The organism is Segatella intestinalis, from assembly GCF_029348455.1.
Taxonomy (GTDB): Bacteria; Bacteroidota; Bacteroidia; order Bacteroidales; family Bacteroidaceae; genus Prevotella.
The window spans coordinates 166,135-189,473 of the sequence record NZ_JARJVV010000006.1 but is presented as its reverse complement, the minus strand read 5'-3'; the positions used below and the strand labels follow the sequence as shown (position 1 = coordinate 189,473).

Annotated in this window: 21 protein-coding genes and 1 pseudogene; 11 read left to right on the top strand and 11 right to left on the bottom strand. The window is 47.4% G+C overall.

The window, feature by feature from the left end; translation table 11 throughout:
• The first annotated feature begins 417 nt into the window (after nt 1-417).
• The 5 genes and pseudogenes from P3T48_RS05910 to P3T48_RS05890 all read left to right on the top strand — a co-directional run bounded on the left by P3T48_RS05910 (nt 418) and on the right by P3T48_RS05890 (nt 2,571).
• Entirely contained in the window at nt 418-948 is a 531-nt protein-coding gene (locus tag P3T48_RS05910) for a GIY-YIG nuclease family protein (RefSeq protein WP_276505994.1), read from the top strand.
• Between the two features lie 19 nt (nt 949-967).
• Nucleotides 968-1,681, top strand: coding sequence for a helix-turn-helix transcriptional regulator (locus P3T48_RS05905; protein WP_276505993.1), 714 nt, complete (start codon nt 968-970; stop codon nt 1,679-1,681).
• 260 nt (nt 1,682-1,941) lie between these two features.
• Nucleotides 1,942-2,112 carry a hypothetical protein gene (locus P3T48_RS05900; protein WP_158462766.1) on the top strand — a complete coding sequence of 57 codons (171 nt, stop codon included), beginning with the start codon at nt 1,942-1,944 and terminating at the stop codon, nt 2,110-2,112.
• A gap of 1 nt (nt 2,113) precedes the next feature.
• Nucleotides 2,114-2,269 (top strand): annotated as a pseudogene (locus P3T48_RS05895) (electron transport complex subunit RsxA); the annotation flags it as partial.
• 152 nt (nt 2,270-2,421) lie between these two features.
• Complete coding sequence (locus tag P3T48_RS05890) at nt 2,422-2,571, top strand: protein tyrosine phosphatase (RefSeq protein WP_276505992.1); 150 nt, start codon at nt 2,422-2,424, stop codon at nt 2,569-2,571.
• 70 nt (nt 2,572-2,641) lie between these two features.
• Here the strand turns inward: P3T48_RS05890 and P3T48_RS05885 are convergent, their stop codons facing one another.
• The 3 genes from P3T48_RS05885 to P3T48_RS05875 are packed head-to-tail and all read right to left on the bottom strand — an operon-like array spanning nt 2,642 to nt 4,649.
• A complete protein-coding gene (locus P3T48_RS05885) occupies nt 2,642-3,043 on the bottom strand; it encodes a hypothetical protein (protein WP_276505991.1) in 402 nt (133 codons plus the stop codon).
• A gap of 42 nt (nt 3,044-3,085) precedes the next feature.
• Nucleotides 3,086-3,721 (bottom strand): hypothetical protein, encoded by a 636-nt coding sequence (locus tag P3T48_RS05880; protein ID WP_276505990.1) that lies wholly within the window; start codon nt 3,719-3,721, stop codon nt 3,086-3,088.
• Nucleotides 3,722-3,731: 10 nt separating this feature from the next.
• Entirely contained in the window at nt 3,732-4,649 is a 918-nt protein-coding gene (locus tag P3T48_RS05875; RefSeq protein WP_276505989.1) for an exonuclease domain-containing protein, read from the bottom strand.
• Nucleotides 4,650-4,747: 98 nt separating this feature from the next.
• On the opposite strand from P3T48_RS05875, the gene P3T48_RS05870 reads away from it, so the two are divergent.
• The 4 genes from P3T48_RS05870 (at nt 4,748) to P3T48_RS05855 (ending at nt 11,130) form a co-directional block, all read left to right on the top strand.
• Entirely contained in the window at nt 4,748-5,125 is a 378-nt protein-coding gene (locus P3T48_RS05870) for a hypothetical protein (protein ID WP_276505988.1), read from the top strand.
• 204 nt (nt 5,126-5,329) lie between these two features.
• Complete coding sequence (locus P3T48_RS05865) at nt 5,330-6,721, top strand: DnaJ-like cysteine-rich domain-containing protein (RefSeq protein WP_276505987.1); 1,392 nt, start codon at nt 5,330-5,332, stop codon at nt 6,719-6,721.
• Nucleotides 6,722-7,177: 456 nt separating this feature from the next.
• A complete protein-coding gene (locus P3T48_RS05860) occupies nt 7,178-9,571 on the top strand; it encodes a TonB-dependent receptor (protein WP_276505986.1) in 2,394 nt (797 codons plus the stop codon).
• Between the two features lie 113 nt (nt 9,572-9,684).
• The gene (locus P3T48_RS05855; RefSeq protein ID WP_217758288.1) at nt 9,685-11,130 is read left to right on the top strand and encodes an amidophosphoribosyltransferase; all 1,446 of its coding nucleotides are present in this window, start codon (nt 9,685-9,687) and stop codon (nt 11,128-11,130) included.
• A 151-nt stretch (nt 11,131-11,281) separates the two neighbouring features.
• Here P3T48_RS05855 and P3T48_RS05850 read toward each other — a convergent pair whose 3' ends face one another.
• The 5 genes from P3T48_RS05850 to P3T48_RS05830 form a co-directional block, all read right to left on the bottom strand.
• Nucleotides 11,282-12,430, bottom strand: coding sequence for a sodium ion-translocating decarboxylase subunit beta (locus tag P3T48_RS05850; RefSeq protein WP_276505985.1), 1,149 nt, complete (start codon nt 12,428-12,430; stop codon nt 11,282-11,284).
• A 66-nt stretch (nt 12,431-12,496) separates the two neighbouring features.
• Nucleotides 12,497-12,994, bottom strand: coding sequence for an acyl-CoA carboxylase biotin carboxyl carrier protein subunit (locus tag P3T48_RS05845; RefSeq protein ID WP_276505984.1), 498 nt, complete (start codon nt 12,992-12,994; stop codon nt 12,497-12,499).
• An 86-nt stretch (nt 12,995-13,080) separates the two neighbouring features.
• Entirely contained in the window at nt 13,081-14,142 is a 1,062-nt protein-coding gene (locus P3T48_RS05840; RefSeq protein ID WP_022252950.1) for an OadG family protein, read from the bottom strand.
• A 210-nt stretch (nt 14,143-14,352) separates the two neighbouring features.
• Nucleotides 14,353-16,047 carry a putative transporter gene (locus tag P3T48_RS05835; protein WP_276505983.1) on the bottom strand — a complete coding sequence of 565 codons (1,695 nt, stop codon included), beginning with the start codon at nt 16,045-16,047 and terminating at the stop codon, nt 14,353-14,355.
• Between the two features lie 228 nt (nt 16,048-16,275).
• The gene (locus tag P3T48_RS05830) at nt 16,276-17,523 is read right to left on the bottom strand and encodes a phosphoglycerate kinase (RefSeq protein WP_022252952.1); all 1,248 of its coding nucleotides are present in this window, start codon (nt 17,521-17,523) and stop codon (nt 16,276-16,278) included.
• Nucleotides 17,524-17,924: 401 nt separating this feature from the next.
• Here P3T48_RS05830 and radA point away from each other — a divergent pair, with 401 nt between their 5' ends.
• Nucleotides 17,925-19,376: a DNA repair protein RadA gene (gene radA / locus P3T48_RS05825; RefSeq protein ID WP_158462773.1), complete on the top strand. Its 1,452-nt coding sequence runs from the start codon at nt 17,925-17,927 to the stop codon at nt 19,374-19,376.
• 85 nt (nt 19,377-19,461) lie between these two features.
• Nucleotides 19,462-20,115, top strand: coding sequence for a 7-cyano-7-deazaguanine synthase QueC (gene queC / locus P3T48_RS05820; protein ID WP_276505982.1), 654 nt, complete (start codon nt 19,462-19,464; stop codon nt 20,113-20,115).
• Nucleotides 20,116-20,236: 121 nt separating this feature from the next.
• Here queC and P3T48_RS05815 read toward each other — a convergent pair whose 3' ends face one another.
• The 3 genes from P3T48_RS05815 to P3T48_RS05805 form a co-directional block, all read right to left on the bottom strand.
• Complete coding sequence (locus P3T48_RS05815; RefSeq protein ID WP_158462775.1) at nt 20,237-20,845, bottom strand: riboflavin synthase; 609 nt, start codon at nt 20,843-20,845, stop codon at nt 20,237-20,239.
• 395 nt (nt 20,846-21,240) lie between these two features.
• Nucleotides 21,241-22,317 carry a bifunctional histidinol-phosphatase/imidazoleglycerol-phosphate dehydratase HisB gene (hisB, locus tag P3T48_RS05810; RefSeq protein WP_276505981.1) on the bottom strand — a complete coding sequence of 359 codons (1,077 nt, stop codon included), beginning with the start codon at nt 22,315-22,317 and terminating at the stop codon, nt 21,241-21,243.
• Nucleotides 22,318-22,346: 29 nt separating this feature from the next.
• Nucleotides 22,347-23,273 carry a hypothetical protein gene (locus P3T48_RS05805; RefSeq protein ID WP_276505980.1) on the bottom strand — a complete coding sequence of 309 codons (927 nt, stop codon included), beginning with the start codon at nt 23,271-23,273 and terminating at the stop codon, nt 22,347-22,349.
• Between the last annotated feature and the right edge of the window lie 66 nt (nt 23,274-23,339).

Genomic DNA, 23,339 nt, shown 5'->3' with positions numbered 1-23,339 from the left:
TCCTTAAAAAGGATAAAACGATCAAGGGAAGTATCAACTTAAAAAGAATGAAAGCTGGCTGGGACGAAAATTACCTGTCAAAACTTTTGGAGGCGAACGCATTTTGATGCGTCCGCCCTGCTCTGTGGGGCTTTTTTTGAGTCTGCATTTTCCAGTATCAAAGGTTTAACCTATATCTTCTGGTACCATCATAGCTACATTTTTCTTATTTGGAAGTTTTCAATAGGGCTGTTCAGTTTCCACATATCGTGGAGCATTCTGATGGCTGACTCACCATATCTTGTAGTGCAATTGCTTGCATGATATGGGTTATTTTAAAAGTCTATAGAAAATATTTTTCTCGCAGACATATTTTGTCGCTGAGATTTTTTATTTTTGCAGCATTAATTGGAATGTCAAACAATAAAGATAAAAAATATGGATATAAAAGAATTGTTAGATCTGTTTACACTCTTTGCCCCCGCAAAAGGGCAAAGAGCAGAACTTCCTGCCGTGGAAGGCAATTATATCGTGGTGTTAAAGGCTGGCTGTAATATTCCTGACGTCTTGGGTAATTTCAAATATACAGAAATCTCTTTGCACGGAGAGTATTATCGTGTGTTGTATACAGGTATAGCTTCTGATTTGAAAAGACGAATATGGACAAATCATCTGCATGGTAATGGTGGTAATTCTACGCTCAGAAAAACTTTGGGCAGTTTGTTTGGTTATCAGAAGATTCCTCGTGATAAAAATTACCAAATCAATAAAAAAACGAAGTTTGGTGCTGAAGATGAAAATAGCCTGACCGCATGGATGGAGCGTAATTTGCTTTTTGCTTATCTTGCCAATGACAAGAAAGATGAGTTGGAATCTTTTTTAATCGACAGTCTTTTGCCACCTCTTAATGTGGAGGGCAGTAAGGCAGCAACTTTACAAAGAGTGCATGAACTGAGATGTGATAAGTAAGAAGTAAATAGTTCCTGTTATGGCAAGACAAATAGATGGCATTCGTCGAATGTTGCTTATCATCAATAAGATTTATGCAACCAATGGTCAGTATGGGGACAGCTGTGTTTCCGTACATGAACTATTGAGTTATATTAATGACCATGTGGATGCTCCTATCTCAGAAAGAACTCTGCAAAGAGACATCAATGACATAGAAATGCTGTTTCATATAGAAATTTCCTTTGATAGGGCAACGAATAGTTATCGCATCAATGAGAGGTTTTCGAGCAGGGAGGATAGGCTTTCTGAAATGCTCCTTAACTTCGAATTGCTCAATGCCGTGGATGAAAGTCCTAACATGAGGTCGTATATCTTGCCAGAGCATCATCGGGCTGTCTTCAGCAAGTATATGCCTCAACTGATATATGCGGTGAGGAATCAGCATACCATCTCTTTCCAATATGTCCTTTATCGACATGGAGGTGAGGTGATAACGAAAGAGAATATCTTGCCTCATTATATCAAGGAATCTAACCAACTGTGGTATGTTTTGGCTTATGATGCAGATGGATATCAGCTAAAGGCATATGGCATTGATAGAATCCGCAATCTGGTGGTACATGATACCCTATTTGAACGAAACGTAGATATTGATGTGAATGGGATGTATCGTGATTGTTATGGTATTTGGAATGATGAGAGTTTGCCCGTAGAGGAGGTTGTCTTGCAATATGATAATAGGGATGGCTAGTTCTTGAAGGCAATGCCGCTGCATCATACTCAGAGGGTTTTAGTGGATGATGGTAAAGTGTTCAAGATTTCTGTGCATGTCAAGATTACCAACGACTTTGTGATGGCATTGTTGTCTCGAAGCCGTTCTTTGGAAGTGATTGCGCCGATGCATCTCAGAAAACGAATGATGGATGTTTATAGGGAGGCTTTGGTAAGAAATTCTGTACCAAATGATATGTTTAATAATAATGTAGAATCGAAAAAATAGTATTGTTGCTTATGGATTACTTTTATGTTGATATAGAAACGGAACTGGGGGAGATGTTGACCTATTATGTCGCGGCGATGGATGAGGCTCAAGCCGAGGATTTTGCTACTGCTGCATTCGAGAATGGGGAAATAGAATGTATGGGGATACAAATCGTAAGCATTTATGCTCATAGGGCATAAATTTGAACATTCGGGTATTTTCCTGCCTCTTATCACAACCAACTGTGCCGTGCAGGGTATCGCCATTGTCATGGTAACAGCAGCTCTCCTGAGTCTTGCCTTCATGGGTTTCTCGGGTGTAGACGGTGGCTTGAGAGCCTTGTTTGTTCTCGAGTAAAGCAACGGTAAGTTCCGAACTCAGTGAAAGTATCAAAGATAATGATTATCTTTGCAGTTGTATTTTCTCGTAAAAAGTTTGAAGGACAGAGCGGGTGATTTGTTTTTTAAAAGAACGGATATAGTTAGTGATTAATATATGGAGGATAGAATATGAATAAATTAACAAGAGAAGAGGCGCTTAGACGTTGGAAATCAGCCAAGGCATCAAAGAAAGCCATGGTTGACAAGATGCAGAAGATGCTTTATGAAGACTACAAATTGCGTACGGGCGAAGAACCTGTAAACTTTAAGGTAGTGTAAACAGAGCCGTGACACAGTTCGAAAATAAAAAAGGGCGCGTCACAGACTTATGACACACCCTCTTTTCTGTTTAATATACTCCTTCTTTTTCTCTTACCTTTCCTATCCAATCACCAGTAGAACTAGATTTAGTTATAACTAACTGGTCAAAATTAGGCTTACCTACTTGAATTTGCCCACTGGAAAAGACATACAAAAAAGCATTTTTAAAGGTCTTATTCCAGACTTTAGAACCAGAAGCATCAGTAACAGTAACTTTAACTTTGTATTTATCAATAAAGAAAAAATCTGGCTGATTAGACTTTAATGTTACTATAACATTATCATAATATTTACCTTCGACATCAAGAAAAGCACATTTGCGGACTATTTCTGTATCTGTCATAGGCTTTGCCTTCTCTGGCTCGCTATTTTGTGCAAAGCTCACAATATTGATTGTAAGCATCATTAAAAATAATAGTATTCTTTTCATATCTAACTCGTTAAATTCTACTTATGATTAATGAGCGTTATCTCATTTATTTGGTACGATAGTTTTTTCTCGACCAGTAAAAACGTTAATATGTTTTACGTCACAGTAATAAACACCTAAATTTGCTTCTAAACAATTACTTGTTAAATCTGGTGCAATAAAAGAATCTTTTGTCTCTAGACTAACATCCCATGACCAGTAGGAGCTTTCTTGTCCTAATAAAAAATCTGCAACTTGACTATTCTCTAGTCTAGAAACTATCTGTATTCCTTTTAAAGTATAAAGTTCATCTTCCTTTAATTGTGAGGCTAATGAATCAGGAACTACTGTAATTATGTCAAAATTCACTTCCTCTAATGGAGCTTTGTAACTTAACCCGTTACTGGTAAAATAAGAACCGAATTGAGCTACATATTTATCATTAACTTTATTGATAGTTTCCAGTTCAACTGGTATTCCTTCCATCCAGTCTTTATGTGTTGAATCATCAACTGCTTTAATGAAATCATCAATAGTTTGCTTTTTGGTAATTTCATTATTCATGCAGTTTGGATGTTTCTTTACATAATCCATAACCCATTGCTCTATTGGATAAATTTTATCCACTTCTTTTGTTTTAGGGGAATTGCATGATACTAAAGCAATAAGCCCTACAAGTAATAATAATAATTTTTTCATATCTAACTTATTAAATTCTACTTAAAAACTCTATTTCACTAAGAATCTCTATATCTTGCCCTTTATCTAATAAGGCTTTGGCTTTCGCTTGCTTTTTACTCATTCTATCCTCTCCAACAACACGATAATCTTGCTGTCCAACTACTAACACTTCTGTCTTCTTAGTTACAGAATCAGAAGGAATACCACCAACATCTTTTATCTTCTGTAGCAGTTCCTTTCTAGTGCCATAGTTACAAGTTCCAGTAAAGCAAACATTCTTACCATAGAAGTAGTTACCTTCATCTGCCAATTCTGGATGCTCCTCTAGACTTTCTAACATTTCTGTTTTACTCTTCTTATTTATAGCTAAATGTGCTATGTAGGTATCAGGTGCAAATTTACCTCTATGAAAATGGTACTTTTCTTCCAGTTCCTCCAGAGTGCTACCATCCATATCTAAGCACTTCAATAACAATTTAGCGCAACCTGCTGAATCATTATCAGCTTTATGATGTCCATCAAACTCTATACCTAGATATTTCAGTACCACATCTAAAGAATAGCTATAGCAGCCTTTAACTATGTATCTAGCGATTCTCAAAGTGCAAAAGTAATCAAATGTAGGATATTCTATCTGATAGTTATCTAAAGCATCACGCAAAGCATACATATCAAATGAAGTATTGTGTGCCACTACTATCTTATCCTTTAAATATGGATATACCTCTTTCCATACATCAGGAAATTTAGGGCTATTCTCGGTGTCTTCTGGTTTGATACCGTGAATATGTATATTGAAGGCATCATAGTCGTTTCCTTCTGGTTGTACGAGCCAACTTTTAGAAGGTTGTAAGATGCCATCTACTACTTCTGTTATACCAATTTGGCAGATGCTACTTCTATCTGCATTGGCGGTTTCAAAATCTATCGCCACAAAATTATTCATATTGCTTTGAATTGTTAGTTTGTAAATATGTTCCAAAAATAACGAAAATATTGCTATGATAGAAATGATAGCCAATTATTTAAGCTTCTTTAAACTAATTGATTAGAAACACGAATAAAAACTCTTATTTTAAAACTAGCAAGTGTGGCAAGTTAATTAAGATCGACAACCTGGCCATCTTCTCCGTGGGTATCCGCAACAAGGAGGGCGCCAAGACCGAGGCCGAGTTCAACGTAGCCGGCAACATCAGCGGACTGAAGTTGCGTGCCCGTGCCACGGGTACTCTGAGCAATGCCAACCTCTACAACCAGGCCAATGTGCGCAAGGTGAGTGCCACCGTAGGCAGCACCTCTACTGGCGACAACAAGCCTTCGGGTGGTGGAAGCACTCCTTCTACTGGCGGCAGCACTCCTTCGGGCGGTGACGCCACGGGTGGTACCAATCCTCCAGGCGGAGAAGGCACCGATGCTGAGTAATCGGCAGCCCTCAGTATCTTTTCCCCCCAGACCCTATATCAATCACCCAGGGTCTGGGGGATTTTTCTTTTACCAGATAAGCACAGAATTTGTCCGCTTAGGCATCTTTACTGATGTTTTGAAACCGTCTGGGCCGAAAGGTGTTTGCAGATGACAAAAAAATTGGCTATCTTTGTCATACATTCAATAAATGATAAAAAGCCTATGAAAAAGAAAATGACAAGCCTTTTGGCTTTGTTTTGCATGATGTTTTGTGCTGGTGCCTCAGCACAGAGTGCCTATCAGAAAGCCTACGACAAAGCTAAGTCGAAGTCGCTGGTGAATGCTCTTTCGTTCTCGTTGGAGAAGGATAAAGAGCGGCTGCGCAAAGCTGCCTACAAGTATCGTGAAGACATTCCGAAAGAGGTGCTCAAGATGGCAAAGAAAAACAATGCCATCCTGCATGGCACGTGGATACAGGGACAGACGAAGTCGTGGGACTTGTTTGGCAAGCCTTTGCCCATTCCTAAGGAATTGGTGCCCTTGTGCCGGTACAACGACTCTGTGTTTGCCATACGCAATATGATGATGGAAACTCAGCCCATCCAATTGTATAATGTGAACAGGGGTGTGATAAATGTTCTTGCCTACAGTCTCGACGGAATCGTCTTTCAGCCTTTTCTGAACAGTGCCCTGTCTAATATCAAAGAGTCTTTTGGTTATTCGAACGTTTTGGCTTCGCTCGACGACAAATATTTCTTTTCGGTTATCGATATCAATGCTTTGAACTCTCTGCAGGTTGCCGACCTTTGCCGTAAGGATAGCGCCAAAGCAGAAAGCATGGAGTATGCCGACTATATGGATCGGTGGAAGCATTATTATTACACGAGTAAGGTGTCGGACGACAGAGAACTGTATAAGGATAATGTGTGGGTGCAAGATGCCGAAAGGTATTATGCCTTGGGCGAATACCGTAAGGCTTTGCACTGTATCGAGCAGTTTATGGCATTCGATATTGATGGTATGAACGACCGAAACGGAATGTTCGCTTATGAACTGAAATATATGCAGCTGAAATGTTACAGGGAATTAAAGAAATACAATGATGTGCTCGCTGCTATGGACTATCTGAAGAGGGCCGACTATCTGGCCGACGGCATGTATTTTTCTCCTCAGTCGAAATCTATCGTCGTGTGTGCAGGCGTCTCGGAAGACGTAGAGACTAATTTTAAATCCAAGATGTTGACTTTGTGCAAGGAATGTCAGACCCTGCAGGAAGAGCGCGAACGCAACAATGCAATTTTTGCGGCAGCTCTCTTGGGTGCATTGGGCACCACGGTTTCCAACATCACTGGCAGCAGCAACCAGTCGTCTGGTGCGGCCTATTCGGGCGGTGGAGGTGCAGTCTCGTCGGCAAGTACGGCAACGGCTGGCAGTTCTGCTTCTACCAAGACCGCTACCAGGTGTACTGCATGCAATGGCAAAGGCGTATGCCAGTCTTGCAAAAACCATCCGGGCAAAGCCACTTCCAACTCCAAGGATCGTACTCCGTGTAAAGTCTGCGGTGGAAAAATCACCTGTCAATACTGTGGTGGCTCTGGATTCAAGAAACTCTGATCTCTCTGAATTCTCTGACTTCTGAACCTGCTAACCCTTCATTTTCCATATAAATGGGGATTGCACAGTGCAGAAAAACTTCGTACCTTTGCACCCGAAAACAGAAAACAACGAAAAAAATAATACAAGAACTCAACTTTCGCAGGGTGGTTCAAGTACGGGCAGAAAGCCCAAAGCTCTTAGGAGCAGCACGCCCTGAAAGGGCAGAAGCTCTTAGCCCAGGGCATCGCCCTGGGTATATTGGCAATCGACAAGGCGCCCTGTAAGGGCAAAAGCTTTATGTATTGCCAGGAGCTTTAAAAGCTTTTGCCCTTACAGGGCGATAGGCTAACGTCTGGAATAACCCAGGGCGATGCCCTGGGCTAAGAGCTTCTGCCCTTTCAGGGCGTGTGGCGCTTTGTCCTTTCAGGGCGTTTGGAGCTTACTTGCGAAAGTTTACAAAAAAAGTAAAGGTACATGTCACAAAGAATCATGATGGGCGTTGCCATGATATTGGCAGCAGCAACAGGCAAGGCAGAGAGTATTTCGGTGGATAGCAGTAAGGTGTACGACATAGACGAGGTGGTCGTCGTGTCGCAACCCAAGGAGGCTTTCCGCTTGCGTCAGCAACCACTAAGCAGCACTTCTTTCGGAAACTTCGAGATGAACAGGTTGGGAGCCCGCGACCTGCGCGAGCTGTCGTCGTATATCCCCAACTTCGTAATGCCCAACTATGGCAGTCGTCTCTCGTCGGCAGTCTATGTGAGAGGCATAGGCAGCCGTGTGAACAGTCCAGCCATCGGTGTGTATGTGGACGGAATACCCGTGATGAGCAAGTCGGCTTTCAATCTGCACACCTATCAGCTGAGTCGTGTGGACGTGCTGCGAGGTCCGCAGGGCACACTCTACGGACAGAATACCGAGGGCGGACTGGTGAGACTCTATTCGCGCAATGCCTTCGACTATCAGGGCACCGACGTGAGGATAGGCTATGGCAGCCGTCGTTACAGCAATCTTGAGGCTTCGCACTATCAGCGCTTAGGAGACGACGTAGCCCTGATGGTGGGCGGATTCTATAATGCGCAGACAGGCTTCTTCCGCAATACCACCACGGGCGAGAGGGCTGACGACTACCAGGAGGCTGGCGGAAAGCTGATGCTGACCGGCAGACTGCATTCGGGATGGAAGGTGAATGTGACGGCCGACTATCAGTATGTAGACCAGAGTGCCTTCCCCTATGGATCGCTCGACCTGAATACGGGCAAGGCAGAGCAGCCAGCATCGACCTTCCCAGGCAGCTATCGCCGCAACAATCTCATCACCGGACTCACGCTGAGCTACGATGCCAACACCTTCTCGCTGGCATCCACCACGAGCTATCAGTATCTGAAAGACCACATGTACATGGACCAGGACTATCTGGAGGCTGACTATATGCGCATGATGCAGGACCAGTTGCAGAACGCCATGACACAGGAGTTCTCGCTGAAGAGCCGCAAACCCGTAGGAGGCGTGTGGCACTGGGCTGCGGGAGCCTTCTTCTCGGCACAATGGCTGAAGACCAACGGCCCCGTGTTCTTCGAATCTGCCATGACCACTCCCATAGGCAATGCCATACAGCAGCAGATGTATGGCGCCATGTTGCAGGCTATGGCCCAGCGCATGATGCGTCCCGGCATGACCCATGAACAGGCCCTCGCCCTGGCTGCACAGATGATAGAGAGGGCTGGAGGCGTGAGCATGAACGTGGAGATGGGAGCACCCGGAACCTACCATACACCCCAGTATAACATCGGCTTCTATCATGAGAGCAACATCGACATCACCCCACGACTGGTACTCACCCTCGGTGCCCGCTACGACTATATGCTCACCAAGATACACTATGAGAGCATGGCATACATGAAGATGAATGCCAACGTGATGGGCTCAAAGGCCACGAACACACTGCGCTCGATGCTCGACGGCAAGGCACACGATGGCTTCGAGCAGCTGCTGCCCAAGCTGGGACTGAGCTACCGCTTAGGCTCAAAGGGCAGCAACGTGTATGCCACCCTGAGCAAAGGTTATCGCGCAGGAGGCTACAACATACAGATGTTCAGCGATATCCTGCAGACCGAACTCAACGCCAACCGCCAGCAGGCCATGAGAGGAAGCTACGACGTGCCCCATACACCGGAAGACTATGACAACGTGAACCACACCATCGCCTATAAGCCCGAGACCTCGTGGAACTATGAGGCGGGAACGCATCTCAACCTCATGGACGGCCAGTTGCATGTGGATGTGAGCACCTACTATATGAAGGTGAGAAACCAGCAACTGTCGGTGATGGCGGGCAACTTTGGTTTCGGACGCATGATGGTGAATGCCGGCAAGAGCCATACCTGCGGACTGGAGCTGTCGGCCAAGGGCCAGGTCGTGGACGGACACTTGGACTGGATGCTGTCGTATGGCTATACCCGTGCCGTGTTCGACGAGTATGTGGACGGTGAGGGCGATAAGGCTGTGAGCTACGAGGACAAGTACGTGCCCTATGTGCCACAGCACACCCTGGCAGCCTCGGCCGACTATCGCTTCGACGTGGAAAAGCCTTGGCTGAGAAGCGTCACCCTCGGTGCCAACGTCAACGCACAGGGCAAGACCTACTGGGACAACGCCAACACCTATGCGCAGAAGTTCTATGCCGTGGCAGGCGCACATATCGATGCCGACATGGGTAAGGTGGTGGTGAGCCTGTGGGGACGCAACCTGAGCAATACCCGCTACAACACCTTCGCCGTGGACAATGCTGCCACAGGCACCAAGCAGTACTTTGCCCAGAGAGGCAATCCCATACAGTGTGGAGTGGATGTAAGAATGCATTTTTAGAAAAAAAGTGCAATAAGAAAGTAACATTTTATACATAAAAATTCCATAATCGCAAATTTTGTATTACCTTTGCACCGGAATTTTGATTCTTACATACATTAACATAAAATTTTATGGGAGGCATTTTCGGGACAATATCCAAGAAAAGCTGTGTCGCAGACCTGTTCTACGGCACCGATTACAATTCACATCTCGGCACACGTCGAGGCGGTTTGGCAACATTCAGCAAGGAGAAGGGATTTGTAAGGTCCATTCACAACCTGGAGAGTTCTTACTTCCGCACCAAGTTTGAGCCATCACTCGACAAGTTCGAAGGCAGCACATCGGGTATCGGAGTCATCAGCGATACTGATGCCCAGCCACTCATCATGAACTCGCATCTTGGCAGATTCGCCATCTGTACGGTGGCAAAGATTCTGAATATAGAGGAACTTACCAAGGACCTGCTCGACAAGAACATGCACTTCGCTGAAATGTCGTCGGGCAAGACCAACCCTACGGAGCTCATTGCCTTGCTCATTATTCAAGGCAAGACCTTCAAAGAGGGTATCGAAAATGTATATCACCACATCAAGGGATCATGCACCATGCTCATCCTGACCGAGGACGGCATTATCTGTGCACGTGACAGCTGGGGACGAACACCTATTATAATAGGTAAGAAGGAAGGCGCCTATGCGGCTTCGAGCGAGTCGACCTCGTTTCCTAATCTCGACTTCGAGGTGGAGTATAATGTAGGTCCGGGCGAGATTGTCAAGATCAAAGCCGACGGCATGGAGCAGATACGTCCTGCCAACAAGCGCATGCAGGTTTGTTCATTCCTCTGGGTGTACTATGGTTTCCCTACATCTACCTACGAGGGCAGAAACGTGGAGGAAGTGCGCTTCAAGAATGGTTTCAACATGGCTAAGACCGACGGAGTGGAGGTGGACTGCTGCAGCGGTATCCCCGACTCGGGCACAGGTATGGCGATGGGTTATGCTGCCGGCAAGCAAGTGCCTTACCAGCGTTGCATCGCCAAGTACACTCCCACCTGGCCACGTTCGTTCACACCTTCCAACCAGGCCATGCGCTCATTGGTGGCCAAGATGAAACTCATCCCCAACAAGGATATGCTGAAAGGCAAGCGAGTGCTGTTCTGCGACGATAGTATCGTGCGAGGCACCCAGTTGCGCGACAATGTGAAGGTGCTCTTCGAACAGGCAGGACTCAAGGAGTGCCACATGCGTATCGCTTGTCCTCCATTGGTTTACGGTTGTCCGTTCATCAACTTCACCTCCTCCAAGAGCGACATGGAGCTGATCACACGCCGCATCATCGAGAAGTTTGAGGGCGATGCGAATAAGAACCTTGACAAATATGCCACCACAGGCTCACCTGAATATGAGAGAATGGTGGCAGAGATAGCCCGACAGTTGGGATTGACCACATTGAAGTTCAATACCATCGAGCAGCTCATAGAGGCTATCGGACTGCCCAAGTGCCAGGTGTGCACCCATTGTTTTGATGGAAGCAGCAAGCACTCTCTTGAGCAGTTGGCCGACGAAGAGGAAGCCTAACAGAGCAAGAAAGAAGTCAGACAGGCCCCAAGCGAAGGCTTGACAGGCTATGAAATATAAATCGGAGTCGGCTAAGCGAAGGCTTAACTGGCTCCGAATGTTTTTTTTACAGTGTGTCAGGCGAAGGCTTGGCAGGCTCTGAAGTGGGAGCTTAGTTGAGGAAACCCAGCAAAGCTCCTGCGGCTACGGCCGAACCGATGACACCCGCCACGTTAGGTCCCATGGCATGCATGAGCAGGAAGTTGTGTCGGTCGTATTCCAAACCCAGGTTGTTGGAGATACGGGCGCTCATAGGTACGGCGCTCACTCCGGCATTTCCTATCAGTGGATTGATCTTCTTGCCCTTTGGCAAGAACACATTCATCAGTTTGACAAACAGTATTCCGCTGGCTGAGGCGATGATGAACGCCAAGGCTCCGAGGGCAAAGATCTTTACCGTGTTGAGGGTAAGGAACTCTGAGGCCTGGGTGGAGCAGCCTACGGTAAGTCCCAAGAGTATCACTATCACGTCGTTGAGGCTGCTGCCTGCAGTCTTGGCAAGGCGTGTGGTCTTGCCACTCTCTTTCAGCAGATTGCCAAAGAAGAGCATTCCCAACAGCGGCAGACCGCTGGGCACGATGAAGGTGGTGAGCAGCAAGCCGATGATGGGGAAGAGTATCTTCTCGGTCTGACTTACCTGTCGGGCTGGCTTCATCTTGATGACACGCTCGTTCTTCGTGGTGAGCAGTCGCATCAGCGGGGGCTGGATAACAGGTACCAGTGCCATATAGGAATAGGCGCACACGGCGATGGCTCCCATGAGGTTAGGACTGAGCTTGCTCGACAGGAAGATGGCTGTAGGGCCGTCGGCACCTCCGATGATGGCGATGCCTGCTGCCTGGTTGGGCTCGAAGCCTAAAGCCAAGGCTATCATGTAGGCTCCGAAGATGCCAAACTGGGCTGCGGCTCCGATGAGAATCAACTTCGGATTGGAAATCAATGCCGAGAAGTCGGTCATGGCTCCGATGCCGAGGAAGACGAGTGGGGGATACCAGCCTTGTCGCACACCCTGATAGAAGATGTTGAGCACCGAGTTGTCTTCGTAGAGACCTATCTCCAGTCCGGCATCGGTGCGGAAGGGGATGTTGCCCAGGATGATGCCGAGACCTATGGGCACCAGCAGCAGCGGCTCGAAGTCTTTCTTGATGGCGAGCCAGATGCAGACGATTCCCACCAATATCATGATGAGGTTTCCTGCCGTGGCATTGGCAAAGCCTGTATAGGTCAGGAACTCCTGAAAATTCTGTATGATGAAATCCATAATAGTTGTTCGTTAAGTTGGAGTTTTATGTTGATGGATTCTTGGCAAGAGCAATGCTCTCTGGGGTTAAGCAATCGTTACCAAGGTGTCGCCTTCCATGACAGCATCGCCCTTGTTGACATTGATGCTTGCGACGGTGCCCGAAGTCTCAGCTTCGATGTTGTTTTGCATCTTCATGGCTTCGAGAATCACTACGGTATCTCCTGCGCTCACCTTGTCGCCCACCTTTACTTTAATGTCGTTGATGGTGCCAGGCAGTGGAGCTACCACAGGCTTGCCACCAGCGCTTGCTGAGGCTTTCTTGCTGGCAGCAACTTCGGCATTTGCAGAGGAGGTAGAACTGCCTGTTGGGTTAGTCTTGGCACTGTCGGCAGACGATACTCCGCCCTTGTCATCAGTAGCCTCATTCGCTATGCGGAACTTCTGCTTGCCAGCCTTGACAGGTTGCTTCATCTCCACTTCGAAGGGGATGCCGTTGACGGTTACATTGGCGATATTGCCTTCTATATCTTGTATCTCTACTTCGTAGTCTACGCCTTTTACTTTATATTGGTATTTTGCCATAGTTTTATTCTTTAATATTTTTATTTTGTATCAGTAAAGCTGTTGATTTTTTCACTTTTCGTTCTTTACCCTTTGTTCTTCGTTCTTCACTTATTATTGAATCTCGGTTCGTTCCATCTCGTCTGCTTGGGCTTAATGGTGATGATGCCCGGTTCGATGTCGTGCACATCCTCCAAGTATTCTTTGAGAGCCAGCGAGATGACAGCCATATAGATTTCCTTGTCGATGCCCTTGGTGGTTAGGCCTTCCTTCAGCATCACGTTGGTCTTATGACCGATCTCTGTGGTCAGCTCGATGGTCTTCTTGCCCGTCTTATATAATAAGGTGGCGTGTTTCTCTGTGGCACGTGCGATGCGCTGCTTGTGCTTCATATAGGCACCGAAGAGCCAGAAGAAGACGAAGAGCAGGGCCAGACAGGAGAAGACAATGCCCATGGAAAGGGCTGCAATGCCGAAGCCATGAGGGTCTGTCGTCTTGAGAATCTGTGGCTTGCTGAGTCCTGTGTCTTGTGGAAGATAGCCAGGAGTGACATCCTTGGCTGCGCAAACCTTCCAGCTGCTGAGGTCTTTGCTGAGGGCATATGACTGGTCGGCTGCCATCCAGGGAATGCTGACAGAGTCTATCAGGTCGACAGCATTGCCGTCGTAAAGAGCTATCCAGTTGTTCTTCTCGTGGAAAGCATCTGCTATTTCCTTGAGAGGCACCAGTCCGAGTTTCAAATGGAAAGGACCATTGCCCTCGCTCAGCCATCTGAAGTGTCCCTTGCCCTTGGGAAAACAGTCGGGACACGTCTTCTCTGAGTCTTCCTGCCAGAGGTATCGGTCGTAGATGATCACGCTTTTCTTGCCAGCAAGGGTTGTGCGCGGCTCATTGTTGGGTAGGGGAGACATGAGTTTGCGACGTTCCTCGGGCGACATGTTCTTGTCGAGCACACGTCGGTCGGTGGTAAGGAACATGCCACGGATATTATAAGTCGTAAACGAGGTGTTTGACAGTTCCACCCATGCTTTGTGGGCACCATACTCGTCGACGATACTGGCTTGGTTGTTGGGCATCAACTCCGTTATGCGGATGCTTTTAGCTCCTTGTGCCCAAGTGGACAAGGTGGCAGTGACCAACAGGCTTAATAGGATTCCAAATTTCTTCATAGGCTTTCTCTCTTTTTGAAGGTTGGTGTATCAATAGGTATTCTTACAGCCTCAAAGTTACAAAGATTTTTGGAATAAGCAACAAAAAAGGTGCACATTTTTTCTTAAATGTGCACCTCTTTTATAATTTATAAATTTTCGTTTATAAAAATTCAAATATAGTAAGTGAACTTTCTGCTGTCGGAGAGTCTTTGCTTAGCAAATGATTCGCTATGCTCCGCAGAAGAAAAGTACCACAATCTGGGCTGAGAAGATTCTGAGGAACATACTCAGCGGATAAACGGTAGAGTAACCCACGGCAGGAGCCTCCTTAGAGCAGGAAGCATTGGCATAAGCCAGGGCTGGTGGGTCGGTATAGGTTCCGGCTATCATACCCATGATGGTGAAGTAGTTGAACTTGTACTTCAGTCGGGCTATGGTGCCCACGATAAGGATAGGAATGATGGTGATAAGGAAACCTGTGTACACATACTTGATACCGTCGCCCTGTACCACAGTGTCCCAGAAACCGGCACCAGCCTTGATGCCCACACTCGCAAGAAACAGCACAAGACCTATCTCTCGCAGCATCATGTTGGCAGAGGTGGTGGTATAGGTAACCAGTTTGAAGTGATAACCGAAACGGCCAATGAGGATGGCGATGATCAGCGGACCGCCAGCAATACCCAACTTCAGCGGAACAGGCATTCCTGGAACAGCGAAAGGCAGACTGCCGAAGATGATACCAATCATGATACCTACGAAGATGGTGGCGATGTTAGGCGCATCGAGTCGCTTCACAGAGTTACCCATCATTTCAGCCACACGGTTTACATTCTCCTCGGGACCTACAACGAGAATCTTGTCGCCCACGTGGAAGTGGTGGTTGCGACCGGCAAAGATGTCCATTCCCTGGCGTGAGATACGGGTGACGTTGACGCCATACACACTCGAGAAGTGCATCTTGCCCAGAGTCTTACCGTTCATCTCAGGACGTGTAACGACAATGCGGCGCGACACGAAGTGCTGAACCTCATCTTTCTCGCGATCCCATTCGGCCTCTATCTCAGGACCGATGAAGGCCTTGATGGCTTCGGCGTCAGCCTCGGCGCATACAACGAGCAGCTCGTCGCCCACCTCGAAGGTAGTCTGGCTGTTAGGAATGCTCACCTCGCCATTGTGGAGCAGTCGTGAGCATACGATGTCGCGGTTCAGGAACTCGGAAACCTGTCGGAGAGTGCGTCCTGCGATATAGGTATTCTCCACACGAAGGTGCATGTTGTGCGCCTTGGCATGTGGGTTGGCTGCGTCTTCTTCGTTTAGTTTCTCCTCCTCATCCGCGGTGTTCACCTTGCAGATGTACTTGATGAGAATGGTGGCACCGATGATGCCTACCACACCGAGTGGATAAGCGCAGGCATAACCGTTGGCAATGCTTGGGGCACCATTGGGGAAGACGCTGAGCAGCGCCTCGTTGGCGGCACCCAGACCTGGCGTATTGGTGACGGCTCCATAGAGTGTACCCACCATCATTGGCAAGTTGTTGGGGTTGCTGGTGTCGAAGAAGAGATAATAGCATGCGAACATCACACAGACATTGAGGAATATCGCAGCCGTCGACAACAGGTTGAGCGTCACACCGCCTTTCTTGAAGCTTTCGAAGAAGCCCGGACCTACCTGCAAACCGATCATAAAGACAAAGAGAATGAGTCCGAAGTCTTGTATGAAGGTCAGAATGTCCTTGGGAGCAGTGAAGCCTACATGTCCTGCCAGGATGCCGGCAAAGAGCACGAAGGTAACGCCAAGTGAAATGCCACCAATCTTAATCTTGCCCAGATACACGCCCACTGCTATGACAATGGCATAGAGCAGGGCGATGTGAGCCACTGATTCGGTGTTCGAAAAAAGGTTGATAATCCAATCCATTAATCTGTCTTCTAAATGAAAATATGTTTATTTTTGGGTTTTTAGTAGGGGTGAATAAAAATGGAAAAATCGGGGACACGTATAAAGGGTGTCCCCGACTTGAAAGTGTTTGATATATTGTAACCTATTGAATCCAATAAATCAATACTTCGTCACAACAAAACAAGATAGATATTTCTTTGTTCATCCATCAAGAATTGTATGTGTACGAATCTCCATTCTGATGAATTACTTCTCGATAGCAGCTACGCCTGGCAATACCTTGCCCTCGATAGCCTCGAGCAGAGCGCCACCACCTGTAGAGATGTAAGAAACCTGGTCAGCCAAACCGAACTTGTTGATACAAGCTACAGAGTCACCACCACCGATGAGTGAGAATGCACCCTCCTTAGTAGCTTCAGCGATTGCCTCAGCGATTGCCTTAGAACCACCAGCGAAGTTGTCGAACTCGAATACACCGGCAGGACCGTTCCAGAGGATAGTCTTAGCACCCTTGATGGCAGCAGCGAAAGCCTTGCGAGTGTCAGGACCAGCGTCCATACCCTCCCAGCCGTCAGGGATATTGTTAGATGGGCAAACCTGTGTGTTGCAGTCGTTCTTGAAAGCATCACCGCAGATAGAGTCAGTGCCGAGTACGAGGTTTACACCGTTCTCCTTAGCCTTCTTGATTACGTCGAGAGCTACATCGAGCTTATCGTCCTCGCAGATTGACAAACCAATCTTGCCGCCGAGAGCCTTAGAGAATGTGTATGTCATACCACCACAGAGGATCAGGTTGTCAACCTTTGTCAAGAGGTTCTCGATGATACCGATCTTGGTAGAAACCTTAGAACCACCCATGATAGCAGTGAATGGGCGCTTAATGTTGCCGAGTACAGCGTCAACAGCCTTTACCTCTTTCTCCATCAAGAAACCGAGCATCTTGTGGTCCTTGTCGAAGCTGTCGGCGATGACAGCAGTAGAAGCGTGCTTGCGGTGAGCAGTACCGAAGGCATCCATTACATATACATCAGCATAAGAAGCCAACTTGGCAGCGAACTTCTTCTGACGTTCCTTCATCTCAGCCTTGGCAGCATCGTACTCAGGAGTACCCTTCTCAACGCCTACTGGCTTGCCTTCCTCTTCAGGATAGAAGCGAAGGTTCTCGAGCAGGAGAGCCTCACCTGGCTTCAGCGCAGCAGCCTCTGCATCAGCATTGCCGCAATCTTTAGCAAACTTCACCTCAACGCCGAGAGCGTCGGATACGTTCTTTACAATCTGTGAAAGAGAAAGCTCTGGCTTAACTTTGCCCTTTGGCTTACCCATATGGCTCATCATGATAAGAGCACCACCATCGGCCAGCACCTTCTTCAATGTAGGAAGGGCACCGCGGATACGAGTGTCGTCTGTTACATTACCATTTTCATCCAATGGCACGTTGAAATCAACGCGTACGATTGCCTTGTGACCGGCAAAGTTAAAATCTTCGATTTTCATTTTACCTAACGTTTTTATTATTAGTTATTTAATTTCTCTCTATATTATGAATAGAATGTTCTTTGTTGTAATCTGTCTCGTTCGTTCTGTCTGTTTATTGTTCTCCATGACAATGATGAACAGGACTTGTGTTTTAGACTTTGTGCCAACTGTCGTGGGTGTTGCCTTTTAGGCGTTTTACTCATTTGCAGTCGGCTCTGCTGAAACTGTAGGCAAAGGTATGAAAAATAACTGAATGTTGCAAATTTTGGTGTTCTTTTAAGGATTTTTTTTATCAAAGAGGCTGGTAATGTAATATCGGCTTTGCAAAATGTAACCTTTTGATGTGAAAGTGTGGCGAATATTTGGCGAAAGTGAAAAAATAATGTACCTTTGTCCTTGATTTTAATACTCATCAGAATATGGCAAAAGACAAGATAGCTTATGTTTGCAGCAACTGTGGTCAGGAGTCGTCGAAATGGATAGGAAAGTGCCCGAGTTGTGGACAATGGAATACGTTCAAGGAGATTCGTATAGCCAATGATACGGGCTCCCAGGCTGCCCGCAACGCTGGCATGAGCATGCGGCATGGAGGTGCTGCCACGATGTTTGGCGGCAATCACAGCGATGGGGGAGCAAGGCCTGTACGTCTGCGCGATATTTCTGCTCATGATGAGCCGCGCATTGATATGCACGATGGTGAGCTGAACCGTGTGCTGGGTGGAGGACTGGTTCCTGGCAGTATCACGCTCCTGGGCGGTGAGCCGGGCATCGGAAAGAGTACACTCACACTTCAGACCATTCTTCATCTGCCCGACATGAAAGTGATGTATGTGAGCGGCGAGGAGAGTGCCCATCAGATTAAACTGCGTGCTGACCGACTGGCTTCTGCATCGGTGGGCGATGAGAGTGCTGATGGCAGGGCCTCGCTCGACAATGTGTCTATTCTTTGCGAGACATCGTTGGAGAAAATCTTCACGCATATACAGGAACAGGCTCCCGGACTGGTGGTAATAGACTCCATACAGACGATTGCCACCGACGAGGTGGAGAGCTCGCCAGGCAGTATCTCACAGGTGCGTGAGTGCGCAGCTGCCTTGTTGAGGTTTGCCAAGACCAGCGGCATTCCTGTCATCCTTATCGGACATATAAATAAGGAGGGAACCTTGGCCGGACCGAAGATACTGGAACATATTGTCGACACGGTGGTTCAGTTTGAGGGCGACCAGCATTATATGTATCGCATCCTGCGAAGTATCAAAAACCGATTCGGAAGTACCTCAGAGTTAGGTATCTACGAGATGCAGCAGGGTGGACTCCGACAGGTGAGCAATCCTTCGGAGCTCTTGCTTACCGACGATCATGACGGTTTGTCGGGAGTGGCAATCAGCAGTGCCATCGAGGGCGTCCGTCCTTTCCTGGTCGAGACACAGGCGCTTGTATCTACCGCAGCCTATGGCACACCACAGCGCTCGGCTACGGGCTTCGACCAGCGTCGGCTCAACATGCTCTTGGCTGTGCTCGAGAAGAGGGTAGGCTTCAAACTGATGCAGAAGGACGTGTTCCTGAACATAGCAGGCGGACTGCGTGTCACAGACCTGGCGATGGATCTCAGTGTGATAGCCGCCGTATTGAGCAGTAATGTGGACACGCCTATCGAGGCTGGCTGGTGTATGGCTGGCGAAGTAGGTTTGAGTGGTGAGGTTCGTCCGGTGAGCCGCATCGAGCAGCGCATCGCCGAAGCCGAGAAGTTGGGCTTTCATGACATCATCATTCCCCGTTACAACTATCATTCGCTCGACAGGTCGAAGTACAGCATCACCATCCATCCTGTGAGGAAGGTGGAAGAGGCGCTCCGCTGTCTGTTCGGATAAGTGTGCACGCAGATTTCGTGGAGTACGCAGATTTTGCTAATATTGGATTGCAATATGATTTTATAAATAATAATTCAAATACAAAATGAAGGATTCTGTAATCATTGTGAGCGGCGGTATGGACAGTATCACGCTGCTCTACGATAAAAAAGACGAGATTGCCTTGGGTATCAGTTTCAACTATGGCAGCAACCATAACGAGCGTGAGATTCCTTATGCCAAGATGCACTGTGAGCGTTTGGGCATCAAGCACATCACCATCGACTTGGGGTTCATGCATCAGTATTTCAAGAGCTCGCTCTTAGAAGGCGCCGATGCTATTCCAGAAGGACATTATGCCGACGAGAACATGAAGTCGACGGTGGTGCCTTTCCGCAACGGCATCATGCTGAGCATTGCCATCGGCATAGCTGAGAGCAACAACCTGAAGAAGGTGTTGATAGCCAATCATGGAGGCGACCACACTATTTATCCCGACTGCCGTCCGGAGTTTATCTCTGCTATTGACCGGGCTGCCCAGGCAGGAACCTTTGTCGATGTGCACGTGTCAGCTCCTTATACCAACATCACCAAGTCGGACATTGCCCGTATAGGCAAGCGATTGGGAATAGACTACACTGAGACCTGGAGTTGCTATAAGGGTGGCGAGAAGCATTGCGGAAAGTGCGGTACGTGTGTAGAGCGCAAGGAGGCTCTTGCCGAAGCCGGCATCGAGGATAAGACCGAGTATCTGGAATAAAAAAATGAAGTTAGCTTCCATGACGAGTGAAGCTAACTTCATTTTGTTTTTATATCCTTTTGTTTTTATATCCCTTTTTGTTTGTCTTGCCTTTTAAGCAGAGTGAGGATAGAGAGATTTATCAGTCTTTCGATACAGCCTGCAGGCGTGCGATGTATTTGCCCAGGATGTCGAACTCGATGTTGACAATGGTTCCCACTTCTATGTTGCAGAAGTTGGTGTGGTCGTGAGTATAGGGAATGATAGCCACGGTGAAGGTGTTGTCGGTAGGCTCACAGACTGTGAGCGACACACCATTGACAGTGACCGAACCCTTGTCGACAGTGAAGTAGCCCTTGCGAGCCATCTCGCGGTCGAGTCTGTATTCGAAAGTATAGTAGGTGGAACCATCAGCATCACGTTTGTCAATACAGGTGGCAGTCTGGTCTACGTGTCCCTGTACGATGTGTCCGTCGAGCCTGCCGTTGAGCATCATAGAACGTTCCACATTCACCTTGTCTCCCTCTTTCAGCAGTCCGAGGTTGGAACGGTCGAGTGTTTCCTTCATGGCAGTAACTGTATAGGTGTTGCCTTCTAAAGCCACGACCGTGAGGCATACTCCATTGTGCGCCACACTCTGGTCGATACTCAACTCGCCAGCAAACGGGCATTCCAGTGTAAGGTCGATATTCTCCTTGTCCCTTTTCACAGCCACGACAGTAGCCATGTTTTCTATGATTCCGCTAAACATGATGTGATATTCGTATGAATTTAAAATGTTGATGAATGTTTTCTATGATGTAGAATATTGTTCAAAGAATGATGAGAGTATTCAATGACAAAGTTCTAAGAATAAAAAGAAAAGGGTCGCCCGATGATGTGATGAAACTCCGAACTTAGCAATAAGTTTGAGAGCCCCCCGCTTTTGTAATCCACCGGCTTTGCAGCTTCACCGAACGAAGTCCGGCTTATTGTGGCCCGCCATAGGCAAGAGAAGTCTTCTCGGTTTCATAATTTGTAATGTGATGAGTATCCCAATCTAACCGAAACGACCCTTATGTATTTGCAAAGATACTGCTTTCTTCTGATGCAGCCAAATTTTTTGGCATTTTTTTACAGCATTCTTTCTGCTTGTTCTTCTTTTTTTTACAGCATTCCCTTCGATGAAGGCAGTTCGAAGTGATAGATATCTCGCTTCACTGCCATCTTGAGTGATCGTGCGAGTGCCTTGAAGATACCTTCTATCTTGTGGTGTTCGTTCTCGCCTTCTGCCTTGATGTTGAGGTTCATCTTGGCAGCATCGCTCAGACTCTTGAAGAAGTGCTTGAACATCTCGGTGGGCATTTCGCCTACTTTCTCGCGATGGAACTCAGCGTCCCAAACGAGCCAGGGGCGTCCACCAAAGTCGAGAGCCACCTGGCACAGGCAGTCGTCCATAGGCAGGCTGTAGCCATATCTCTCGATGCCTCTCTTGTTGCCCAATGCCTGAAGCAGACATTCGCCCAGTGCGATGCCTGTATCTTCGATTGTGTGGTGCTCATCCACGTAGAGGTCACCCTTGGTGTGGATGGTGAGGTCCATCATTCCGTGCTTTCCTATCTGCTCCAACATGTGGTCGAAGAAGCCCAGTCCTGTGGAGATGTCGCAGTGGCCCGAACCGTCGAGGTTCACCTTTATATATATGTCAGTCTCCTTGGTGGTGCGTTTTACCTCGGCGACGCGGTCGCCGGCAAAGAGAATTTCGGCTATCTTGTCCCAGTCCATGCCGTCTTTGCCCAGTATCAGACTCTTGCATCCCAGGTTCTCGGCCAGTTGAGCGTCGGTTTCACGGTCGCCGATGACATAGCTGTTGGCCAAGTCGTATTCTGGATTGTCAATATAGTGGGTCAGCATGCCGGTTCCAGGCTTTCTCATGGGCGAGTTGTCCTCGGGGAAATGGCGGTCTATCAGCTGCTCCTCGAAGTGGATTCCCTCACTTTCCAGTGTCTGGATGATGAAGTTGTGCACAGGCCAGAAAGTGTTTTCCGGGAAGGAGTCGGTGCCTAATCCGTCCTGGTTGCTCACCATGACGAGCTGATAGTCTGTGTGTTGGGCAATGAAACTGAGGTTTCTCATCACGCCCTTGGTGAAGACAAGCTTCTCGAAGCTGTCAATCTGTTCATCTTCCGGCTCCTGAATCAAGGTTCCGTCGCGGTCGATGAATAGCAGTCTGGTTTGTTTCATGTCTATGTCTTTTTTATGTTGAATGATTTTTAGCATTTAGCATTTAGCATTTCAGTTTTCTTCATTTCGTCGTTCTCTATACTGCCATAGAGAAAGACGTACGAGATAAACAACCAGTGCAGGATGTATGCGAAGATGAACAGCAGGAGAGCTGTCACGATGATGAAGAGGAAGGTGAAGTAGGAGGGCGTTCCTACCGGGTCGCCTTCGAGAGTGCCCATCTGTGCCGATACCTGTGCGCCTATCAGGATGGCGAGAGGAATGTAGATCAGGATACCTGCCACCAGGATGACAAGACTGCCCAGGAAACCCATCTTGAAGATGGAACCCATGTGGCGGAATCCGCACTTGAATGATTTCCAGGGGCGTAATTTTTCACCCTTTTCCTGCAACATGTATTTGGGAGTGAGATAGGCGAAAGGCAGACTCACCGCCATGCAGAGGGCGGTGGCAGCGACGATGGCGAGTGCAAAGAGCACGATGATGAGGAGCGAGGGCGAGCCTGCTGCCGAATCTGCCGTAGCAGCCGAGCCTGAGGCTGTGAGAAATGCCGTAAGGTAAAAGCAAGTTAGGGCAAACGTTGCGGCGAATGTGACGACGAAACTGACGACAGCCGAAACGAGATAAATCGTAGTAAACCGCTTCATCATTCTGCCAAAAGGCTTGTCGGTCAGCCAGCGCCATGCTGCTGCTCCCATGAGGAAAGCCGCCACGATGACACCCAAGTAAACGACCGTCTGCAGGCAGAACGACAGCATCATGTTTTCCTCGCCCCAGTCGTGAAGCATCTTGTTGGGTGTGCGCAGGTAAACCATGAATGCCACCATGAATGCATAGATCATAAAAGCCCACCATGTACTTTTCAGCAGGTTCTTCACATTGCCAGTCATCAGACTGTAAGCTTCTTTCATGCAGGCAGTTACACTGCGATGCTTTATCAAATCATTTATCTTCATAGTTTCATTGAATGCTTAGTGTTTAATGTTTAATGTTTAGTGTTTAATTGTGGGATAACAACCTTT